The organism is Pseudomonas sp. GP01-A4 (assembly GCF_058780865.1).
The window spans coordinates 112,494-131,150 of sequence record NZ_JBYSWF010000010.1; the positions used below are offsets into that span (position 1 = coordinate 112,494).

General features: G+C 62.2%; 22 protein-coding genes. 8 read left to right on the forward strand and 14 right to left on the reverse strand.

The features are described from left to right. Position 1: 1 nt before the first annotated feature. Entirely contained in the window at positions 2–856 is an 855-nt protein-coding gene (locus tag AC3WKX_RS09260) for an aldo/keto reductase family oxidoreductase (RefSeq protein WP_102605057.1), read from the reverse strand. A gap of 71 nt (positions 857–927) precedes the next feature. On the opposite strand from AC3WKX_RS09260, the gene AC3WKX_RS09265 reads away from it, so the two are divergent. Beyond that, the gene (locus tag AC3WKX_RS09265) at positions 928–1,560 is read left to right on the forward strand and encodes a TetR/AcrR family transcriptional regulator (RefSeq protein WP_023659027.1); all 633 of its coding nucleotides are present in this window, start codon (positions 928–930) and stop codon (positions 1,558–1,560) included. A gap of 92 nt (positions 1,561–1,652) precedes the next feature. Further along, a complete protein-coding gene (locus AC3WKX_RS09270) occupies positions 1,653–2,516 on the forward strand; it encodes a DNA/RNA non-specific endonuclease (RefSeq protein WP_003207938.1) in 864 nt (287 codons plus the stop codon). Positions 2,517–2,535: 19 nt separating this feature from the next. Here AC3WKX_RS09270 and AC3WKX_RS09275 read toward each other — a convergent pair whose 3' ends face one another. The 7 genes from AC3WKX_RS09275 to AC3WKX_RS09305 form a co-directional block, all read right to left on the reverse strand. Further along, complete coding sequence (locus tag AC3WKX_RS09275) at positions 2,536–2,715, reverse strand: DUF1289 domain-containing protein (protein ID WP_003207939.1); 180 nt, start codon at positions 2,713–2,715, stop codon at positions 2,536–2,538. Positions 2,716–2,719: 4 nt separating this feature from the next. Next, entirely contained in the window at positions 2,720–3,091 is a 372-nt protein-coding gene (locus AC3WKX_RS09280; protein WP_102605058.1) for a hypothetical protein, read from the reverse strand. A gap of 369 nt (positions 3,092–3,460) precedes the next feature. Next, complete coding sequence (locus tag AC3WKX_RS09285; RefSeq protein ID WP_102605059.1) at positions 3,461–4,675, reverse strand: MFS transporter; 1,215 nt, start codon at positions 4,673–4,675, stop codon at positions 3,461–3,463. 5 nt (positions 4,676–4,680) lie between these two features. Then, positions 4,681–5,010, reverse strand: a complete 330-nt coding sequence (locus tag AC3WKX_RS09290; protein ID WP_008438861.1) for a hypothetical protein — start codon at positions 5,008–5,010, stop codon at positions 4,681–4,683. A 2-nt stretch (positions 5,011–5,012) separates the two neighbouring features. Further along, positions 5,013–5,576 (reverse strand): isochorismatase family protein, encoded by a 564-nt coding sequence (locus AC3WKX_RS09295; protein ID WP_102605060.1) that lies wholly within the window; start codon positions 5,574–5,576, stop codon positions 5,013–5,015. A gap of 28 nt (positions 5,577–5,604) precedes the next feature. Then, entirely contained in the window at positions 5,605–6,054 is a 450-nt protein-coding gene (locus AC3WKX_RS09300) for a MarR family winged helix-turn-helix transcriptional regulator (RefSeq protein WP_102605061.1), read from the reverse strand. A 275-nt stretch (positions 6,055–6,329) separates the two neighbouring features. Further along, complete coding sequence (locus AC3WKX_RS09305) at positions 6,330–6,722, reverse strand: tautomerase family protein (RefSeq protein WP_003214522.1); 393 nt, start codon at positions 6,720–6,722, stop codon at positions 6,330–6,332. Positions 6,723–6,829: 107 nt separating this feature from the next. On the opposite strand from AC3WKX_RS09305, the gene AC3WKX_RS09310 reads away from it, so the two are divergent. Next, positions 6,830–7,693 carry a LysR family transcriptional regulator gene (locus AC3WKX_RS09310; RefSeq protein ID WP_003214521.1) on the forward strand — a complete coding sequence of 288 codons (864 nt, stop codon included), beginning with the start codon at positions 6,830–6,832 and terminating at the stop codon, positions 7,691–7,693. Positions 7,694–7,697: 4 nt separating this feature from the next. Here the strand turns inward: AC3WKX_RS09310 and AC3WKX_RS09315 are convergent, their stop codons facing one another. Then, on the reverse strand, positions 7,698–8,687 hold the full coding sequence (locus AC3WKX_RS09315) for an AraC family transcriptional regulator (protein WP_102605069.1): 990 nt from the start codon (positions 8,685–8,687) through the stop codon (positions 7,698–7,700). A 65-nt stretch (positions 8,688–8,752) separates the two neighbouring features. Between AC3WKX_RS09315 and AC3WKX_RS09320 the strand changes: the two genes are divergently transcribed. The 3 genes from AC3WKX_RS09320 (at position 8,753) to AC3WKX_RS09330 (ending at position 11,182) form a co-directional block, all read left to right on the forward strand. Continuing rightward, a complete protein-coding gene (locus AC3WKX_RS09320) occupies positions 8,753–9,985 on the forward strand; it encodes an MFS transporter (RefSeq protein WP_102605062.1) in 1,233 nt (410 codons plus the stop codon). A gap of 295 nt (positions 9,986–10,280) precedes the next feature. Further along, positions 10,281–10,658: a VOC family protein gene (locus AC3WKX_RS09325; protein ID WP_003214518.1), complete on the forward strand. Its 378-nt coding sequence runs from the start codon at positions 10,281–10,283 to the stop codon at positions 10,656–10,658. 20 nt (positions 10,659–10,678) lie between these two features. Continuing rightward, positions 10,679–11,182 (forward strand): DUF2867 domain-containing protein, encoded by a 504-nt coding sequence (locus AC3WKX_RS09330; RefSeq protein ID WP_102368493.1) that lies wholly within the window; start codon positions 10,679–10,681, stop codon positions 11,180–11,182. Between the two features lie 28 nt (positions 11,183–11,210). Here AC3WKX_RS09330 and AC3WKX_RS09335 read toward each other — a convergent pair whose 3' ends face one another. After that, complete coding sequence (locus AC3WKX_RS09335) at positions 11,211–11,429, reverse strand: DUF4287 domain-containing protein (RefSeq protein WP_003214516.1); 219 nt, start codon at positions 11,427–11,429, stop codon at positions 11,211–11,213. A gap of 85 nt (positions 11,430–11,514) precedes the next feature. Then, positions 11,515–13,188, reverse strand: coding sequence for a M24 family metallopeptidase (locus tag AC3WKX_RS09340; protein ID WP_102605063.1), 1,674 nt, complete (start codon positions 13,186–13,188; stop codon positions 11,515–11,517). Between the two features lie 77 nt (positions 13,189–13,265). On the opposite strand from AC3WKX_RS09340, the gene pdxR reads away from it, so the two are divergent. Further along, a complete protein-coding gene (pdxR, locus tag AC3WKX_RS09345; RefSeq protein WP_102605064.1) occupies positions 13,266–14,765 on the forward strand; it encodes a MocR-like pyridoxine biosynthesis transcription factor PdxR in 1,500 nt (499 codons plus the stop codon). A 77-nt stretch (positions 14,766–14,842) separates the two neighbouring features. Next, on the forward strand, positions 14,843–16,048 hold the full coding sequence (locus AC3WKX_RS09350; RefSeq protein ID WP_102605065.1) for an MFS transporter: 1,206 nt from the start codon (positions 14,843–14,845) through the stop codon (positions 16,046–16,048). 53 nt (positions 16,049–16,101) lie between these two features. Here AC3WKX_RS09350 and AC3WKX_RS09355 read toward each other — a convergent pair whose 3' ends face one another. The 3 genes from AC3WKX_RS09355 to AC3WKX_RS09365 are packed head-to-tail and all read right to left on the reverse strand — an operon-like array spanning position 16,102 to position 18,613. Next, entirely contained in the window at positions 16,102–16,554 is a 453-nt protein-coding gene (locus AC3WKX_RS09355; RefSeq protein ID WP_102605066.1) for a thiol-disulfide oxidoreductase DCC family protein, read from the reverse strand. 24 nt (positions 16,555–16,578) lie between these two features. Further along, the gene (locus tag AC3WKX_RS09360) at positions 16,579–17,238 is read right to left on the reverse strand and encodes an aspartate/glutamate racemase family protein (RefSeq protein ID WP_102605067.1); all 660 of its coding nucleotides are present in this window, start codon (positions 17,236–17,238) and stop codon (positions 16,579–16,581) included. 37 nt (positions 17,239–17,275) lie between these two features. Continuing rightward, complete coding sequence (locus AC3WKX_RS09365) at positions 17,276–18,613, reverse strand: MFS transporter (RefSeq protein WP_102605068.1); 1,338 nt, start codon at positions 18,611–18,613, stop codon at positions 17,276–17,278. Positions 18,614–18,657 lie beyond the last annotated feature (44 nt).

An 18,657-nucleotide genomic window follows, 5' to 3' on the forward strand; every position in this document is an offset into this window, starting at 1 on the left:
GTCAGCCTGCGAGGGTGTTCAGCTCTGCGAGTACCTCGCCCGAAAGATCCAGCTCGCCCACCGCGATGTTTTCCCGTAGATGGGTGACCGAGGACGTTCCCGGGATCAGCAGGATATTCGGGGAACGGCGCAGCAGCCATGCCAGGGCCAGTTGCATCGGGGTGACGCCGAGGCGCTGTGCAACGTTCGACAACACCGCTGACTGCACTGGCGAAAATCCGCCCAGCGGGAAGAATGGCACATAGGCGATGCCGTCCCGGGCCAATTCGTCGAGCATCGCGTTATCGTGTTGGTGGGCGATGTTGTACAGGTTCTGGACGCACACGAAGCGCACGATTTTTCGCGCCTCGGCGACCTGCGTCGGGGTAACGTTGCTGATGCCGATATGGCGTATCAGGCCCTGTTGTTGCAGCTCGGCAATGGCACTCAGGGGTTCCTCGATCGAGCCTTCGGCAGTGCCCATCACGCCGTGCATGGCCCGCACATTCACCACGTCCAGCACATCCAGGCCCAGGTTGCGCAGGTTGTCGTGCACGGCCTGGGTCAGCTCGGCCTTCGACGAAGCGTTGAACCAGGCGCCATCGTCGCCACGGCGGGCGCCTACCTTGGTGACGATCGTGAGATCGTCTTTATACGGGTGCAGTGCCTCACGAATAATCTGATTGGTGACATGCGGCCCGTAGAAGTCGCTGGTGTCGATATGGTTCACGCCGCAAGCGACGGCCTCGCGCAGTACGGCCAGCGCTGCATCACGGTCCTTGGGCGGGCCAAACACGCCTGGGCCGGCCAGTTGCATGGCGCCGTAGCCGATGCGGTTGACGGTGCGATCGCCGAGATTGAATGTGCTGGGGGTCATGGTCGGGGCTCTTGCTTGACGGGAGGAAGCCTATAATATGAAGGATCCTTCAGGTTTAGAATTCGCATTCCATGAGCCCTCTCAAAGCGTCGTTAAAGCCAAGAAAATCAGCGGTCCAGGCCCGGTCGGCGGCGACGGTGGAAGCGCTGCACACGGCAACCCTTCAGGTTTTGACCGCTCAGGGCCTGGTGCGCTGCACCACGACCCGCGTGGCCGAGCGGGCGGGCATGTCGGTGGGCAGTCTCTATCAGTACTATCCGAACCGCGATGCACTGCTTGCTGCGGTATTGGAGAAGCATCTGGTGCAGGTGGCCGAGACCGTCGAGCAGGCGTGCGATCAACACCAGGGCACCACGGTGGCGGAAATGGCATCGGGGTTTGTCACGGCTTTTCTCGCCGTGAAGCTGATGGACCCGACGGCGTCCAAAGCCCTGTATGCCATCGCAGGTGAGCGGGGCGGTGCGGAGCTTGTGGCGCGGATCAACAAGCGGGTGGTGGCCGCGATTGCAGCGATGTTGGCGACGGCGTCGGATGCCCGGTTTGAAGACCCATCCCTTACCGCCGCCATCTCGCTCAGCGCGGTGGTGGGACCGGTTCGGGCGTTGCTTGAAGGCAATGCATCTGCGGCCTTTGAAGCCGGCCTGGAACAGCAGGTGACCCGCATGCTGCGAGCTTATCTTCAAACCTATCAGTCACTTACGTAAACCGTGTTCAGGGTATTTTGCAGCGCTGCTTCGCACTAAAGTCACATCCATGGGTCCATAAGCCCCGCAATCGAACTTTGAAGATTTAACCCATGCACCTACGCAAAATTGCAGTTGGGCTGTCGGCCCTTGTTTTGCTCTCCACCGGGGCGCAAGCCCGTGGCCTGCTGGACCTCATCACACCGCCTCAATCCCATACCTCTCGCTCGGGCTCCATCAGTCAGGGCGCGGCCCTGGGTCTGTATTCAAGCCAACAGAAAAAGCCATCGTTCGACAGTTGCGCCGACCTGTTCCCGGCCGCACAACCGATCAACACGGCCACCGTGCCGGCCACCATGAAACCCCTGGCGCTGTGTTCCGATAATTTCGCGGTGCTGTACTCGCAAACCAGCAAGACCCCGCTGGTGGTGGTCGAACGCCTGAATGCCGGCCAGTTGAAGGATGCCAAAGGCGAAGAACGCACCAACCAGTTCTACCCCGACCCGCGTATTCCCAAAGGCGCGCGCGCCGAGTTGAGCGACTACCGTGGCCAACACCCGGCCGTGGACCGCGGCCATCAATCCCCGGCGGCGGATGCGCCGAGCACCAACGCCATGGCCCAGTCCTTTGCGCTGTCGAACATGGTCCCGCAAGACCCGACCAACAACCGCAAGATCTGGAGCAAGGTCGAGGCGGACGTGCGCAAGTTTGCCAAGCGCGCCGACGGCAATGTGTTCGTGTTCACCGGGCCGTTGTTTGACCCGGGCTACAGCACCATTGGCGACAACAAGGTCTGGGTGCCGACCCGCCTGTTCAAGCTGGTTTACGACGTGTCGTCCAAGCGCGCCTGGGCGTATGTACTGCCCAACGCTGAAACCCGTATCGAGAAGCCGATGGACTACGCGACGTTTGTGAAAACCACCGGGCTCAAGTTGCTCGGGAATTTGCCGGTGACGGGGTCAGTCGGGCGTACTTGACGGCCTGAAACCGGGTGCGTCACTTGCCCTTTTTCAACGTCTTCAAGCGCAACGTTGCGCGCTGCACAGCGGCCATCTTCTCTGGCCGCTTCATCTTTTTCCATTTGCGAATATCGTCCTTGGTGCGTCCACAACTCACGCACAGCTCACCACTGAGCTGGCAGGTTGAGACGCACGGGTTCTCGATATCTTTAGCCAAGGCTTTACCCCTTTACCGCATACAGTTTGAGCAGGCGCAGGCGCCAATTGCCGCCATGCTGCAGGTGGCATTCTTCCTCGGAGTCGAAGCGCACGTAGCGGGGCGAAGAAGGGCGATCCACCCCGGCATCCTCCAGCGCGGTGGCCGTCAGCTCGCGCATGCGCAGGTCCAGTCCGGTAGAAAGGGCCAGTTCCCGGTTCGCCCTGGTATCGAATACCCAGATGACCAGCAGGCTTTGGGCAAAGGCCTGGTAGTCGACTTCGTGGGTCAGCCAGTCGAAGCCGGTAATTTCGGCTTTCGCGATCTCACAGGCTTCGGTCAGGGTCGCGACCAGGCGACGTTCGATGCGCGCGCTGTCGCGTTTGCTTGAAGACATGGGGATTCCTTGAGGAGCGAGGAGGGTGATGATACGCGAGAGATCTACTGTGGGAGCTGTCGAGCTTTAGCGAGGCTGCGATGGCGGACTGGCAGGCGACATCTTTATTGCCTGACAGGGCCTCTTCGCAGCCTCGCTAAAGCTCGACAGCTCCCACACTGGATTCGTGTTGCCCTTCAGATATTGATCGTTCCCACGCTCTGCAGGGAATGCCGCCTCGGACGCTCTGCGTCCAGCTGACGATGCAAGGTTCAAGTCCTGCGCAGGGGTGACGCGGAGCGTCACAGGATGTATTCCCACGCAGAGCGTGGGAACGATCAATCAACTGTGCGAGCCTGCGAAGATCAACTGTGGGAGCTGTGTTGCCCATCAGATATTTTTGGGCCGATCCAGCTTGCGCGTCATGGTGTACACCGCCACCCCGGCGGCCAGGATGCCCGAGGCGGCGCCGACTGCCAGTGCCCAGCGTGGGCCCAGGTGGTCGGCAACCCAACCCACTATCGGTGCTCCAATCGGTGTGCCGCCAAGCGCCACGCCCACCCGCAAGGCGATCACTCGGCCGCGCATGGCGGGCTCGGTGGTGAGTTGCATCAGGCTGTTGGTGGTGTTGCTGAAGGTCAGCGCGCCCACGCCGATGATCACCAGCGCCCCGGCGAACAACCAATAGTTCGGGGCAATCGCCGCCAGCGTGCAGCCCACCCCGAATACCAGCGCGCCGATCAACAACGCCTTGAAGTGTGGCCGCTCGCGACCGGCTGCGAGCAGCGCCCCGGCAACGGTGCCGATGGCCAGGGTCGACGTCAGCAGGCCATAGCCGCGGGCATCGGCGTGGAACACGGTGACGGCCATGGTCGAGATGAAGATCGGAAAATTCATGCCGAAGGTGCCGATCAAGAACAGCATGATCAGGATCGCCATCAGGTCCGGCCGCGCCCACACATAACGCAGGCCTTCAGTCAGGCTGCCCTTGGTGCGCAGCGCCCGCAGGCTGGTGTGCAGGCCGGAAACCCGCAGCAGAAACAGCGAGGCCAGCACCGCGAAAAAACTCGCGCCATTGAGCAGGAACGCCCAGCCGGTGCCCACCGATGCGATGGTCACGCCGGCCACCGCCGGGCCAATCATGCGCGCCATGTTGAACGAGGTGGAATTGAGCGCGATGGCATTGGACAGGTCCGCTTCGCCCACCAGCTCCGCCACGAATATCTGCCGCACCGGTGCATCGAAGGCCGAGGCGCAGCCAGACAAAAACGCGAACACATACACGTGCCACAGCTGCACGATGCCGGTCAGGGTAAACACCCCCAGCATCAGCGCCAGCACGCCCATCACGCCCTGGGTGACCATCAGCAGCTTGCGCTTGTCGTAGTGATCGGCGGCGAAGCCGGTCCAGGGCAGCAACAGCAATTGCGGCCCGAACTGCAACGCCATGACGATGCCGACGGCCGACGCGTTATGCGGCGTGAGCTGGGTCAGCACCAGCCAGTCCTGGGCCGTGCGTTGCATCCAGGTGCCGATATTCGACACCAGGGCGCCGGCGGCCCAAATGCGGTAGTTGACGCTGCGCAGCGAGCGGAAAATGCCCATCGAACTCACACCGGCCCTGAGGAGTGACCACCGTTGAAGCGCCCGAAATGCTGCGCCAGGAATACACTCAGGGCCAAGGCCCCGAGCCCGAGGGCGAGCACATCAGCGGTGTTTTTGAGGTCGAAGTCCCCGACCCGGCAGACCAGCACGTAGCCGATCACCAGGTTGAGAAAACCCCAGAGCACATTCAGCGTCGAGGAGGACCGCCCCTGGCCGCGCGGCTTGGCAAACGGCGTCTGGAAGGACTGGCCCATCAAGCCACTGAGGCAATGGGGCAGCGCGTTGGCGAGCAATACGCCGCCGAAGAAATAAGACACCAGCTCATGCCATTGCATCGTCACGCCCCCCTTGTTGCAAGCAAGCCGATGATCTCTTGCGCCGTGCCGGTTTCCCCCAGCTTCGGGAATACCTGGTTCAGGCTGTAGTGATGGGCCTCGGCGTTCGCGTCGGTCAAGGCGTCGACGGCCAGGGTCACGTTGAAGCCGGCCTCGTAGGCCTGGCGCGCGGTGGACTCCACGCCGGTTCCGGTAGCAACGCCGGTGATCACCACTTGGGTCACGCCGCGTGCTTTGAGTTGCGCCTCAAGATCAGTGCTGGCGAATGCGCCCCAGGTGCGTTTGGTCACCCCAATGTCGCCGGGTTGCTGATCGAGTTCGGGCAGTAGGTCGGCCCATCCCGTTGGAAATACATCGCTGCGCCGTGGCCGCTCGGTGCGCCCGGGGGCGAAGCCTGTGACGTTGACCAGCACCACCGGCATGCCGCGCTCGCGGAACGCGTCGAGCAGTGCACGGGAGCGTTCCACCACGGCGCCGATGGGGTGGATGAACGGGTATTCGGCGATGCCTTTTTGCAAGTCCACGATGATCAGCGCGGTGTTGGGATCCAGCAAGGTGACGGCCATGGGAGGTCCTCGAACGGATAGAAGTGGCTCAAAAGTCGGCGAGGCGCTCCAGCAGCTTTACCGCTGCCGCGAGTTCAGCTTGTTCTACGGCAGACAGTTGCTCCTGCAGCGCCCGCAGCAGCCAATCGTCCTTGGCCGCCCGGCTGGCGATCAGGTGCTTACGAAAGCCGGGAGTCAGCTCGATCAGGGTTTGGCGCCCATCGCTGGGGTCGGGTTTGCCCCTGATCGCTTTCATCGTTTCCAGCCCGGCCACGGTGATGCGCATGGACTGCGGCCGCACGCTCTCCGCCCGGGCCAGGGCCGAGACGGTGCTGGGCCCGTCTCGGTCCAGGCGCAGCAGCACCGACTTCTGGGCGGAAGTGAAATCGTTCGGATGGGTTTGTTCCCGCAGCCGGCGTATCAGCTTGCCCAGGGAGATGCGCAGCTCGGCAGCCAGGGCGGCGGATTGGGTTTCGGAGGTGATGGAAGGTTTGTTCATGCCCGGACGTTAGCATGCGTGCAGAAAAACTGTACAGTTTAGCTGTATGAATTTTTTGTCATAAAAGCCCGCGTCAATGGTCCTTTTGCCGGGGCGTTACCTGGTGTCGCGGCTGGGCGTGCTGTCGTTCATGGACCGGGATGGTGCAAGACCGAATGCTATGTGGGTGACCGATTGTTGGGCGTGGATGATGAACGGGTTCTGCAACTGTTCACGGACTTGATGAGCCGCGCATTGACCTGATCGATATTCATGCGCGGCTTTTTCCCGGCCTATCAAGTGTGTTGATAGCGGTACTCCTGAGTCACCCCTTCATAGCCGTAGGCACTGGCTCGGCAGTCGATGATATGCACATTGGAGTGTGGGTGCAGGTTGCCGATCAACTCCGCCAACAGCGTGTAGGCCTCACGATGAAAACGCGCCTTTTGCGCCTTGGTGTTGGTCTCATCGGTCACGGTGACTTCCAGGCGGAATGCGTTGCGCCCATGTTCGGCCAGCGAGCGGTTATGAATGAACCACTGGTCATGCGGTACAAAATCGAGAATCAGCAAGGTCTGCTCCGGGCGTTTCTCGAGCACTTCACAGGTCAGTGCAGTGAGCTGCGGGACGAGCTGGCGGACCAGTTCGGGATTGCGTTCTCCGGATATTTTCAGGGTGATGCCTGGCATGGCGAATTCCTCGTAAGGGTAGGGTGAGGTGCCAGATTAAGAAAATTATTCGGATCTGAAAAACGGGAAGATATAATGATATCTATCGGAAAAAACGCAGGTTAGACATGCGCCCCTTTGACCTTGAGCAACTGCGCTCCTTCGTCACCATCCTGGAATCCGGCAGCCTTTCGGCGGCCGCGCCCAAGCTGTGCCGTTCCCAGTCCGCGCTCAGTGAGCAACTTCGCAAGCTGGAAACCTTCACCGGCGTGACGCTGCTGGAGCGCGGCAAAAAAGGCGTGAGCCCCACACCTGCCGGAGAGCGCCTGCTGGCACATGCGCGTGAATTGCTCGCGCTGAGTGACTGCGTGCTTGAGGACATGCGCGGCGTGACCTTGAGCGGCGAACTGCGCCTGGCCATCACCGACTATTTTTTGCCGAGCGCCATCGCGGGCATGTTGAAGGGTTTGCGCACGCGATATCCGCAGCTTCGGTTGCATGTTTCGGTGCGCAAGAGCCTGCAAATCGAAAAGGGCGCCAACAGCGGCGAATTCGACATTGGCCTGTCGATGCGCATCCTCGATGGTCGCAGCCTTCCCGAAGGCATTCCCGTACGACGAGAGGCCCTGCGGTGGGTGGCACTCAGTGGGTTCGACGCACAGCACCAACTCGCGGCGCCGCTGCCGTTGGTGGTACTTCCCCAGGATTGCAGCTTGCAGCGGTTCACCATCGACCTGCTGGATGCGCGCGGGGTGCCGTATGTCATCGCGCATTCCGCGTCCGGGGTGGCGGGCCTGCAATCGGCACTGCTGGCGGGGCTGGGCGTGGCGTGCCTGAACAGCTCGGCCGTGCCTGCCGGGGCCGAGGCATGCCGGACGATTCAAACGCTTCCGGCGTTGCCCGATGTCGAGTTCAGCCTGTTACCGCCGCGTCCGGGCGAGGCTTCGCTGGTCAGTGCAGTGCGAGAAATGTTGATCACGCACTTTTCCTAGCGGCTCAAGATCGCCGGCTGGCCCCCGGTGGCTGCCCGGTGACGCGCTTGAATGCCCGGCTGAACGCGGCCTGGGAGTTATAGCCAAGGCGCTGCGCCACGGTTTCAATGGGCAGCCGCTCCAGCGTCAGCCACTGGCTGGCCAGGCGCATCCGCAGTTCGGTGGCGTAGCGCAACGGTGGCGTGCCGATCGTGGTTTGAAAGTGTTGGGCGAACACCGAGCGCGAGGTATGACACTGCGCCGCCAGCTCTTCCACCGTCCAGTCGCGCCCAGGCTGTTGATGCAACGCCAGCAGGGCCTTGGCCAGGCGCGGGTCGCGTAGCGCGGCCACCAGGCCGGACGCATTCCCGCAGGCACATTCGACCCAGCCCCGAACAACCATGGCCGCCACCACGTCCGCCAAGCGCGCCAGAATGCCGGCGAAGCCGATGCGGGCGCTGCTGACTTCACGCTCCATGGCCGCCAGGATCGGCATCAGCCCCGGATAACGTTGGCCCTTGGCGTCGATCAGCATCAGGTCCGGCATCAGGCGGCCAAGGCCGTGCAAACTCCCCAGTTCAAACTCCATGCAGCCGCTGAAGAGCAGGGTGCTTTGAGCCACGCCTGCATCGGTGCGGGCATCCACGGCACACACCGCATCGCCGAGGGCTGCGGCGTTGAAGCTGTCGATGTCCTGCACCGGCACCTCCGGGCTGGAGAGCAACTGATGGGCGCCCCCGTGGGAGATGAACACGGCGTTGCCCGGCGTCAGTTCGTACTGCGTGCCGTCCTCGGTACGCAGGGTGACGCCGCCGGCGGCGACAAGGTGGAAGTACGCATGCCCGGGTTTGGTCGCAAAGCCCAGGCCAAACGCCGGCCCGGCCTGGATACGGCGGTACTCGACGCCCCGCAGGCGCATGCCGCGCAACAGCTCGTTGATGAGGTCAGAGGACACGTCGAACGGTTCTGGAGGCATCATTTTCGGGGTTTCGGTAAAGAATTCAAGATTTTGCATCATAGATCATCCTGCCCTGCGTACCTAGACTGGCGGTCGCGATAACTTTTGGAGGGTGACCAGTGATGAGCAGTTGTGTGTGTGACGCCGTAACCGGTGCAGATGCAGCGCCCGCGACACCGGCCTGGATGGCGGTGTTTTCGTTGGCGATGGGCGTGTTCGGATTACTCACGGCGGAGTACCTGCCGGCCAGTTTGTTGACGCCGATGGCGGTCGAACTCGGCGTCTCGGAAGCCTTGGCAGGGCAGGCGGTGACAGTCACGGCGGTGGTGGCGTTGTTCGCCGGTTTGCTGGTACCGGGCCTGACCCGCGGGATCGACCGGCGCGTGGTGCTGTTGTGCTTCAGCGCACTGATGATCTGCTCCAACCTGCTAGTGGCGGTCTCGTCGAGCCTCACGGTGTTGCTGCTGATGCGCGTCCTGCTGGGCATCGCCCTGGGTGGCTTCTGGAGCATGGCGGCGGCGGTGGCGATGCGGCTTGTACCGGCGGCACTGCTGCCGCGTGCCTTGTCGATCATCTTCAGCGGCATCGCGGTGGGCACTGTCGTGGCGGTGCCGCTGGGCAGCTTTTTGGGTGGGCTGTACGGCTGGCGCAGCGCGTTTCTCGCCGCCGCCGCAGTGGGCGGCGTGACCCTGGTGTTCCAGCTGTTCACCCTGCCGCCGCTCGCACCCCGCAGGACCGCCCGCTTGAGGACGGTGCTGGAAGTGCTGCTGCGCCCGGGCATTGCCGTGGGCATGTTGGGGTGCGTGCTGGTGCACACCGGGCACTTTGCGTTGTTCACCTACATCCGGCCATTCCTGGAAAGCACCACTGGCGTCGATGCCGAGGGGCTGGCGTTGATGTTGCTGGGATTCGGTGTTGCGAACTTTGCCGGCACGCTGCTGGCCGGCTGGCTGCTGGTGCGTCTGCCGCGTGGAACATTGGTGCTGATGCCCGCGCTGGTGGGCGTTGCGGCGCTCGCCCTGGCGCTGTTGCCGGCAACCGTGACCGGCCAGGTGTGGTTGTTGATGCTCTGGGGCCTGGCGTTTGGCGGGGTGCCGGTGGCCTGGTCGAACTGGGTGGCGCGGGCAGTGCCTGACCAGGCTGAAAGCGCCGGGGGCATGGTGGTGGCTTCAGTGCAGTCGGCGATTGCCGCCGGGGCGGCGGCAGGCGGCGCGATGTTCAGTTTCAGTGGTATCGGCGGGGTCTTTGTCGCGGCAGGTATCTTGATGCTGTTGGCGGCACTGTTGATTGCGCTGAAGGTGAAGGTTGAAGCGCCTCCACAAGGTGCAGAGGCGGGGCCGGCGTTTCATCTCTGAAACCGTGTTAGAGGCAGGGGGCGAGAATAAACGCATGCGCTTCGCCCTCCTTTCAGTCCGCTTGATCAATCTTGCTGATTTGGGGCTCAGGTCCGACTCCGAGCAATCGTAGGTGAACGACCGCCTGCTGATCATTGCCCGGCAACGACCCTCGTATCTCTCTTTACTTCGGTAGCTGCGCAAAATAACCTCTGCCTCGCAGGCACCGTCCTGCTCCTTCAGGTTTGGCAAGGCGCTTCACACTCACCAGCACCGCCTGGCAGGTGTCATGGTGCTTGCACGTTGAGGTTCTGCGATGAGCGCAGTCGTTGATCATGGCGTCCGTTTCGGACGAATTGCAGTAACGCTTCCCGTAAAGGACATGGGCAGGGCCCATGATTTTTACACCAGGGCCCTGGGGTTTACGAAAGCCTTCGAAAATGGAAACCCGATCGGCTTCATGATTCTGCAGCGCGACCAGGGCGAGCTGCATTTGACCTTGCAACCCAACCATCCAGCTGCCGCGTTCACGATTGCCCACCTGATGGTGGACGATGTCGACAGGCTGCACGCCGCTTGCGTGCAGCATGGGGCGAGGATCATCAAGCGCCTCAAGGATCAGGATTACGGGTTGCGGGCGTTTGTGTTCGAAGACCCGGACGGGAATCGTATTGATGTAGGTCAGCCGCTCTAACCGAGCAATCAGGGAAGATAATGTTGACGACTACCGATGTTGTTCACACGCTGCGTGCACCGTCAGAGCTTGATTACTACGACACCCGGTCAGCCCCGCTGCCTACTGAAATCACCGCGCTGGATGCCTGGAACATCATGACCGGCGAACCGGGGCCGTTGATGCAGGTGGCTTTCCGAATCAGGGATGCCATTTCCTCGTTGTTTGGTGTGAAGCGCATCGGTGGGTTCTCCGGCACCTTGCGCGAGGCTGTGCAGGTCGGCGACCGGCTGGACTTCTTCCTGGTGGAACGCAGCGCGCCCGACATGCTGGTGCTGACCGAGCGTGACCGGCACCTGGATGTGATGATCTGCCTTTCAATCGCTGACCGTGTACTCACGATCACCTCGTCGGTTGTCACCCATAACACCTATGGGCGCCTCTACATGCTGCCAGTGGGGCCAGCGCACAAACTCATTGTGAATGCTCACCTGCGACGACTTGAACGAACGCTGCAAGAGACAGCCGCAACGCCCGGCGGGTAGGCACGTTCACCGCCCGCCGGGAGGTGGATCAATTGCCTTTTTCAGCCGCCAAGAAGTACGCAACCAACGCATTGGCGTGACCATGGCCCATGCCGTGTTCAGTCTTGAGCAAGGCCACAAGCTCCATATGCTTCCTGGAACTGGCGGCCTTGAGCAGATCCAGCCAGTGGCTAATGGGTTGCCCATAGTTTTTTTCGATGGAGGGGAAGTACGACGCTGGCCCTTTTGTTTTTGTGTCGTCGGTCATGATGCAAACTCCCTTTTTGCTGAGGTGATAATGCCCGGATAACGTTACCGCTCTGGACTCACCGGGTCCACCGTACGGCCCGTCCCTACACGCCCCCGTTGGCCTCGCCAATCAGAATATCCTCGAAGAACGCCCCGACCGGTTGTGTGGGATGGCAGATCTGTATCTCCAGCACCCAGACCATCTCGCTCGGTACGATCTCGACTTCAGCCAGCTTGTCCTGCCCGAACAGGGCATGGGGGAAGTCGGCGATGCGGTGTCCGGCCAGGTTGCGCTCAAGGCGCCAGCCCTTGGAGAGGGCGCTACCCTCAGCGAAGTCGTACAGCTCGCGCCCGGTCAGCCCGCGGTGCCAGGCATCGCGGGTCTCGTCGAACACTTCATGCAGGGCCTTCGTGCAAGCGTCATGCAATGGGTGCTCGCCGAATACGAAGGTGTCGCCATAGTCGCCTTCATAGCCATCCCACACCGGGCCAAGGTCCACCACGGCGATATCGGTGGGCCGCAGCTTGCGCAGCAGGTCGATGCCTTGGCGGGGTGTGCGGATGGTGTCTTCGCCAAAGCGGATATAGGTGGGATGCCAGGTGTGAGACGCGCCCATGGCCTGCAATGTCTCACTGGCCATTGCGAGGGCTTGCGCCGTGGTCATGCCGACTTTCAATTGATCGGCGATGGCGGCCAGGGCCCTGACCGTCTGCTCGCGAGCCGCGAGCATGCCGTCCAGCGAGTAGCGCGGGCCGACTTTTTCCAGCACCGGGTGCCGCGTGTTGAGCGACTCCGCTGGCGTCAATGCACCGCTGGGGACGAAGGCTTCGGCGACGAAACGATGCGCCTGCGCACCCGCCGCCAGGCAGGCTTCGCGGGCCTGGTTGATCATCGTGCTATTGCCGCAGGCGTAGATTTGGCTCTCGGCCCAGTCATGGGGCTGTGTCAACGCGACCTGCTGTACGCGGGCGTCTGCCGACAAAACCCGATGCCAGAGAAAGCGTGGATGGGCCTGGCTGGCCCGTTCGAGAAACTCGACGTCGTAGAAGTCCGCCGGGGCCGAGTTACCCCAATACAGGGTGACCTCGGCCTGGCGGGCCAGGGCCGTCAGCAACAAGGGCTTGATACCGGCATAACCGGTCCCGGTAGCGAACAGCACAACAGGGCGTTCATCGTCGTGTTGCCAGGTGCAGGCGCCCACGGGGCCTTCGAGTTTCACCGCATCACCCACTTGCAAGGTCGGCAGGATGCGTTCGGAAAACAGGCCGCCGCTGACCTGGCGAATATGAAACACCAACCGGCCTTGGTCCTGCGCGGGCAGATTGGCCACGGAGAAACAGCGGCTGTCGCCATCGTCGAGGCGAAACCTGAGGTACTGGCCGGCCCGGACTTCGAGTGGCTGGGCAGTCAGCAACACCAGCTCGACGATGTCGGCGCTCAACGCGCGTTTGCTGATCACCTGTGCGCTGGCTTCCAGCGCGGGCGTGTCCAGTGACCAGCCGGGGATTTCCAGGCGCATGTCGCTGCAGGCATGGCTCTGGCACAGCAACATCTCGTCAGCCGCGAGCGGATAAGAAGGGGCAGGGGTGTCGGGTGTGCGCAGCTTTTCCCGGTGCTGGCCCGACACCACCTTGACCTTGCACGACCCGCAGGCGCCGCGCCGGCAGGAAAAGGGTACGGCGAGACCGCTGGCCAGCATGGCGTCGAGCAACAATTGATCGGCAGCTTCGAAGGATTTGCCCGAGGGCAACAATTCAACGACATGGCGGTTGTGCATAAACACCTCGGGGCAATTGAGGCTCGATTGTTGCGGTAGACTAGGACCAGGAGAACCTCCAGTTTTGGATAATTCATATGGTCCAGCTTCGCAAATGGCGCCCGTTGCTCAAACTCGATGGGGCGCAGCCGCAGGCGTCCTACAGAAAGATCGTCGAGGGCCTGGTGAGTGCGATTGTCGAGGGCCGCCTGCGCCCCGGAGCGCTGTTGCCCGGCACGCGGGAGATGGCGCAACTGCTGGACGTCAACCGCAAGACGGTGATCCTTGCCTACGAGGAGGCGGTGACCAAGGGCTGGCTGGTCAGCCTTCAACGTCGCGGCACCTTCGTCAGTTCGCAGTTGGCGACAGGCGCGGTGCCGGCCACCCGCGCCCCGAAGTCGTTTGCCCCGGCATTGCGGGAGGTGCCTGCGGCGGCCTATTTCACCCCAGGCGAACAGGTGACAGCCCTGCAACACCGGCCCGGCGCGCTGTTTTTCGACAATGGCGCCTGTGACCATCGCTTGCTGCCGCAAGCCGTGCTGCACCGCTATTACCGCAATGCCTTGCGCAACAGCTTTACCACCAACACCGTGCGCCATGGCAGCGAAGGCAGCGGCCAGTACCTGCGCAACGCCCTGGCCGAAATGTTGCGCCACAATCGCGGCTTGACGGTCGGCGCGCCGCAGATTTGCCTGACTCAAGGCGTGCAGATGTCGCTGTACCTGACCGCCAGCGCGTTGCTCAAACCCGGTGATGTGGTGGTGGTCGAACGCCTGAGTTACCCACCGGCCTGGGAGATTTTCCGCCAGTTGGGTGCGCAACTGGTCACCGTGGACCTGGACGACGAAGGTTGCCGGGTCGACCAACTCGCCGAGCTGTGCCGCCTGCATGACGTACGGATGATGTACGTCACCCCCCATCACCAGTTTCCTACCACCGTCAGCCTGCGTGCCGGACGTCGCCAGCAGCTCCTGGAACTGGCCCGGCTGCATGACTTCTGCATCATCGAGGAAGACTACGACCACGAATACCACTTTGCCGGACGGCCCTATTTGCCTCTGGCCAGTGATAGCGCGCAGCGTCATGTGATCTACATCGGCTCGCTGTCCAAGTCCCTGGGCAGCACCTTCCGTTGCAGCTATATCGTTGCACCGTCGAACCTCATCGAAGTGCTTGAGCGTACGGCGGCGGTGAGCCTGGGCCAGGGCGATGCCGTGATGCAGCGGATGCTCGCGGACCTGATCAACGATGGCGAATTGAAGAAGCACCTGCGGCGGGTTTCCAGGGAATACCGCCGGCGTCGGGAGACCCTGCTCAGTTGTTTGCTGGAAGCTTTTGGCGAGCAGATCTCTGTGCAGGAACCCGAAGGCGGGCTAGCGTTGTGGGTAAGGTTCGCCGACTCAATCGACGTCGACCGACTGGCCGAAAAAGCGCTGGAGCTGGACCTGGTGGTGCGCAGCGGTCGCCTGTTTTCACCGTTTGATCATCCTGAAAATGCCTTGCGCCTGGGCTTCGCCTCGCTCAATTCGGAGGAAATCCGCGTCGCTACGCAGCGTTTGGCTGAGGCTTCACGGGCGATTGGGGGCGCGGCTAAATAATTAAGCCGGCTCAAAGGTGGATGTGTAAGGATATGTTACTTAGCCTTTGATACTGCCAATAACAGGAACCGACGCTGATGCTCGCTGCCTTCAGACACTACCCGTTTTCGGTCAATCTGCTGCTGTCGTCTGCGTTGTTCCTGACCCTGGGGCGCGCCATTACCCTGCCGTATATGGTGATTTATCTGTCATCCAACTTCACGTTGGGCATCAGCGAAATCGGCCTGGTGGTGGGTGGTGCGATGCTCGTCGGTTCGTTGCTGAGCCTTTACGGCGGCTACCTGACTGACAAAATCTCCAGCTACCGATTGATTCTCAGCTTCACGGGGTTTTTCACCGTCGGCTTCATCGGCATGTGCGTCACGTCGCACCTGTGGCTGTTTTTCCTGTTTCTGGTGTCGTTCAACTTCGCCTATTCAGTGATCGATATCGTGGTCAAGGCCGCGTTTGGCAAACTGCTGCCGGAAGCCGAACGCGGCAAAGTGTTTTCGGTGCGCTACACCCTGATCAACATTGGTTACGCAGTGGGGCCGTTCATTGGCGCCGGGCTCGCGCACATGGATATGAAACTGCCGTTCCTGGTGTCGGCGATCCTGGGCATGGGCTTCTTCCTGACCTATATGGTGTGGGGCGACAGGAGCCTCAGCTCCGCCGACCCGGCCAATGCCCCGGTGTCGTTCGTCGCGGTGGGGCGCATTCTGCTCAAGGACTATCGCCTGGTCTGCTTCACGGTGGGCGGCGCGTTGAGCGCCGTGGCGTTCGGCCAATTCACCGGCTACATCTCGCAATACCTGGTGACCACAAGCACGCCGGAATTTACCTACCGGGTCATCAGCTCGGTGGTGGCGGTCAATGCGACCGTGGTGATCTGCCTGCAGTACATCGTGGGCAAGCGCATTACCAACGAGCATCTGAATCAATGGCTGACGGCGGGCTTCAGCCTGTTTCTGCTGGGCGTCGTCGGTTTTGCGCTGTCCACCACCGTGCTGCATTGGGCGTTGGCCGTGGCGATATTCACCGTGGGCGAAATCATCGTGTTCCCGGCCGAGTACATGTTTATCGACCGCATCGCACCGGAGCACCTGCGCGGCATGTATTACGGCGCGCAAAACCTGTCCAGCCTCGGCGGTGCGCTGGGGCCGGTGCTGTGCGGGTTTGCCCTGGCAACGCAGTCGGCGCATTTCATGTTCTATATGCTCGCGGCGTTTATCGTGGCGGGTGGGTGCTTCTATCTGATGGGGGCTTCCTATTCCAAACGCTACGACACTGGACGCGGGGAGTGAGTGCTTTACCTATCCTCCACGCCTGCCCAGGTGAGTAAGCCAAACTCAGGTGTTCATGGCGGCCCCTTCAAAAAACGCCGCGCATGATCCGGATCCGGCAACAGGCAGGTGTCGTATTTCCCGAAGAGCCGATAGCGATTACGCGCGATGCGATCATAAGCCCAATTCCGAAGAAAGCGCGGGATGGCGCGCAGCACCAGCAATGGGCGCCAGCGGGCAGGCAGTTGCGCAATGATTTCGAACACCGCCTCCGAACGCTCCCAGTAATGCCGGTCGCGGATCACTGCGAGGGTGTCGAACTGATCCAGCGGCAACCCGGCCCAGGCCAATAGCGCCTGACCTTCGGGCGACTGAACGGCCGCCAAGCGTACATGTCGGTCGTGGTCGTGGCGAATCAGGAACCTCGCCCAGCCGTTGCACAGCTTGCACACACCGTCGAACAGCACCACGGTTTCGCCGGGCTTGAGGAGTGGTGCGGGAGTAGGCCGGGTGTGGGAGGCGGGCATCAGCGTGGGTCCAGTCGGGCCGGGTTAGCCTGGATCATACCCGCGTTCGGCACGACTCAGCGCTGCCCGCAGCCCCGTCGATGCACTGGTGAGTGGAGCAGGGCCCGTCGTTACAAGCGAAGAGGCTTCGCTCATGGACGCTTGCGCCAGTGCCACGATAGACGCGCCATCCCCATAGGCACGGTCCGCAGCCTTGGCGATGGTCGCGAGATAACCGTGCAGGTCGCCCGCCTTGAACATCGCCCATGCCCCCGGAACCAGTTGCACCTCCACCGACGCCCCGGTGTGCTGGGCCATCTGGTAAAACAAGTGAGCAGTCGGCTCGAGTGTGGTTTCGACAGCGCACAACACCACCACCTTCCCGCCAGCTTGAACCGCCGCGAATGCCAGCGCTTCATCTGCCCGCAAAATCGGCACCGGGGTGTGAGTACCGGCAAGTTCAACCACCGGGCCCAGGGTCGAACAGGTGAGCACCACTGCATCGCAGTGCTGAGCCAGGGCAACCAGCGCCAGCTGCGTTTCCTCGGCTATGCCTGCGGTCAGCTTACCCGCGCGTTCGACCGCTGCCAGAAGATCGGCCCGGACTGCATGGTGCAACACCCGTGACCCGATCCCCAGCGCTGCTGCGGCAGCGTCAAACACTGCAATGTTGCTCTCGGCGGTATGCAGGCAGGTAATACGCATCGCTCGGGTCTCCGGCACTTTTGAACACCCGCCGACTTTAACGCGACAACACCGGCGCTGCGCCTTTTTCCTCCACGCCCACCTCATGCAGCGAAATCCGCGACGTCTCCGGCAACGCCAACCCGCCCGCCAACGCCAGCACCGCCACCGCAATCAGATAAAACGCCGGCGACAGGTTGCTGCCGGTGGTACTGATCAACCACGTCGCCACCAACGGCGCCGTACCGCCAAAGATCGTGTACGCCATGTTGTAGGTAATCGCCGAAGCCGTATACCGCGTGCGTGTCGGAAAGGTCTCCGACAACAACGCCGCCGTCACCACCCCACACAGCACCGCGCCCACCGCCAGCAACATCACCCCTACCACCGATGCCGCGAACGACCCGGAACTGGCCATCAGGAACGACGGGTACACCACCACAATCAACAACACACACGCCGTCATCACCGTGACCCGACGCCCCACCCGATCCGAATACAACCCCGCCAGCGGGCAGATTGCCGCCGCGAAAATCAGCGCAATCAGCGACACCAGCAACGCCACCGCCCGACTCAAGCCACCCGCCACCTGCAGATACGTCGCGAAGTAGGTGGTAAACATATAAAACGACAACGCCGTAAGCGACACAAAAGCGCCCAGGCAACAGATCGCCGCACCATGGTTGCGCAAGGTTTCCTTGAGGGGAGAGTGCGCGACCGCGTGCTCCTGCTTCACCGCCTGGAAGGCCGGCGTCTCATCCAGCTTCCAGCGCAGGTAAAGCCCCACCAGCCCCAGCGGCGCGGCGATCAGGAACGGCAAGCGCCAGCCCCAACTGCCCATTGCCTCGGCGGACAGCGAAGCCTCCAGGGCGTACGCCACCACGGCCGCCGCAGCGAACGCAGAAAACGTCGACACCGGCACAAAACTGCCATACCAGGCGCGCTTGTCACTGGGCGCATGCTCCATCAGATAGGCACAGGCCCCGGCGTATTCGCCCCCGGCGGAAAAGCCCTGGGCGCAGCGAATCAACGACAACAGAATCGGCGCCGCCACGCCGATGGCGGCATAGGTGGGCAGCAGGCCGATCAGCGTGGTGGCGCCCGCCATCAGCAAAATCGTCATGGCCAGCGTGCGTTTGCGCCCGATCCGGTCGCCGAGCATGCCAAAGAAAATCCCGCCCAGGGGCCGGAAGGCGAAGGCCACCGCGAACACCGCAAAGGTCTTCAGCAACGCCGCGCTGGCGTCACCGCTGGGGAAGAATTGCTGGGCGATGGTGGTGGCGAGAAAGCCGTAGACGGCGAAGTCGAACCACTCAACGAAATTACCGATGCCGGCGGCGATGATCACTCTGCGCAGGGTTTGGGGGCTGACCTGGTCGGTGGATGGGCTCGTCATGGGGGAAGGCCTCGGCGGTGGTAAGGGGATGCTTGATTATCGGG